The 1,649-nt window shown below is 56.7% G+C and carries 4 protein-coding genes; 3 read left to right on the top strand and 1 reads right to left on the bottom strand.

The annotated features are described in order from the left end of the window. The first annotated feature begins 169 nt into the window (after window positions 1–169). Together ACOCD2_RS19030 and ACOCD2_RS19025 are read left to right on the top strand one after the other, a co-directional pair. A complete protein-coding gene (locus tag ACOCD2_RS19030) occupies window positions 170–598 on the top strand; it encodes an FG-GAP repeat protein (protein WP_293650377.1) in 429 nt (142 codons plus the stop codon). Between the two features lie 12 nt (window positions 599–610). Continuing rightward, a complete protein-coding gene (locus ACOCD2_RS19025) occupies window positions 611–1,078 on the top strand; it encodes an FG-GAP repeat protein (protein ID WP_293675083.1) in 468 nt (155 codons plus the stop codon). Here the strand turns inward: ACOCD2_RS19025 and ACOCD2_RS19020 are convergent. Further along, window positions 1,011–1,406, bottom strand: a complete 396-nt coding sequence (locus tag ACOCD2_RS19020; RefSeq protein WP_293653009.1) for a hypothetical protein — start codon at window positions 1,404–1,406, stop codon at window positions 1,011–1,013. The two genes, ACOCD2_RS19025 and ACOCD2_RS19020, sit on opposite strands and share 68 nt — an antisense overlap. Between ACOCD2_RS19020 and ACOCD2_RS19015 the strand changes: the two genes are divergently transcribed. After that, the gene (locus tag ACOCD2_RS19015; RefSeq protein WP_293653008.1) at window positions 1,287–1,580 is read left to right on the top strand and encodes an FG-GAP repeat protein; all 294 of its coding nucleotides are present in this window, start codon (window positions 1,287–1,289) and stop codon (window positions 1,578–1,580) included. The genes ACOCD2_RS19020 and ACOCD2_RS19015 overlap by 120 nt on opposite strands. Window positions 1,581–1,649: the final 69 nt, after the last annotated feature.

Below are 1,649 nucleotides of genomic sequence, written 5' to 3'. Positions count from 1 at the left end.
GTTGGGTCAATAGCATAGACTCGGCGTACTATGATGTCAAGCCTCTACAGACATGAAAAAGCGATTGTAGATCCATGGAGGCAGGCTTGTACTCATCTTAGGGGTGAGTAGTTACAAAAAAACAATGAAGATACCCTTTTCCTTTCCAACATTTTTCTGCCTGTGCGCAATGGCCCTGCTGTTTTCGACCACGGCTTCAGGATACGATGCCCTGCTCGTCGGCGCATCCGGGGAAGATGTACGAGATATCACAGACGCAGGCGCATTCAGCGTGTTACCCAACGATGATGGCAGCGGCCTGAAACCGGAGAACGCCAGCCTCTGGACTCAGGATGTACTGGAAGACGGCACTGAAAGCGGCGATTCTTTCGCTGACGCGGTGGAGTCGGGAGATTTCAACGGAGATGGCCACGCAGATGTCGCCATCGGCATTCCCCGTGAAGACTGGGAATCCTATGATGGCCTTGAAACCATCGAAGATGCTGGGGCCGTGAACATCATCTATGGCACGGTGAACGGACTCACCACCGAAGCCCATCAATTCTGGACACAACGCGATATCGATGGTGCGGCAGCCGAAAAGGGAGACCAGTTTTGAGAGGTCCTGAGCGTGGGCGATTACAATGGCGACGGTCTCGACGATTTGGCCATCGGTACCCCTCACGAAGATATCAGTATCGCTGGCACGAACCATGTCTCAGCTGGAGTGGTGATCATTCTCTATGGCGCCATGCCGGTAATCAGCGGCACCCATGCTCAGGTCATCTCCCAGGCCAATCTTGGCAATATTGGCTTCAACCCACAGTCTTATGATTTTTTCGGCGGTGCATTGACCAGCGGCGACTTCAACAAGGATGGCTATGCCGACCTCGCCATTGGCGCCCCCTTTGAAGGCGCCGACATTGGAAACGTCAACGGTGGGGGCGCCGTGGCCATACTCTATGGCTCCGCCAGCGGATTGCTGACCGGCACAGGACAGAAATGGCACCAGAGCCTTACTGGCGCGGGATTCACCGAAGCCAATGATCATTCGCTGCCAGCCATGGAGAGCGAAGCGAAGGCTGGTAGACCCCAGTAGCCGCGAGGCCGCACTGTTTTCCCGGCGTGCCTTGCGCCAGAGGGAAAACAAAGTAGGCCTCCGAACGCGGCGTCCAGTCATATGGGAGCCAAGTACGGAGCAGCAACGAGCTTGCGAGGTTGTTGCGTAGTGCTGGGTGACCAGGACTGCTGGGGCACCAATAGGTTGTCAAAGGCCGAGTCGATTTTGGGGACTGGGATGTCCCAAAATCTATCACGAGGTCGAAGACACGCTTGTTGGGCGGGCGCTGAGCAGTGGCGATTTCAATGGTGACGGCTGCGATGACCTGGCCATCGGCACGCCCGACGAGGGCATCGAATCCGTACACGGGGCCGGTGCAGTCAATATTCTCTACTGCAACAGCACGGACGGCGGCCAAAGCTGGCAACTGACAACAGCCAGGTGTTCTGGCAGAAAATGCTCCTGGACGCTGAAGGCAATCCTCTGTCTACATCCGCTGCCAGCCATGGAGAGCGAAGCGAAGGCTGGTAGACCCCAGTAGCCGCGAGGCCGCACTGTTTTCCCGGCGTGCCTTGCGCCAGAGGGAAAACAAAGTAGGCCTCCGAACGCG

It is taken from the genome of Thiolapillus sp., from assembly GCF_048562965.1.
Classification (GTDB): domain Bacteria; phylum Pseudomonadota; class Gammaproteobacteria; order Chromatiales; family Chromatiaceae; genus Thiolapillus; species Thiolapillus brandeum_A.
Note: the sequence above shows the minus strand (reverse complement) of the source record. Positions and strands in the feature narration are given on the sequence as shown.

Bases quoted from the DNA above. Each gene is read 5' to 3' on its own strand.
- ACOCD2_RS19030 (WP_293650377.1), top strand. From the start codon at position 170: ATGGCCCTGCTGTTTTCGACCACGGCTTCAGGATACGATGCCCTGCTC.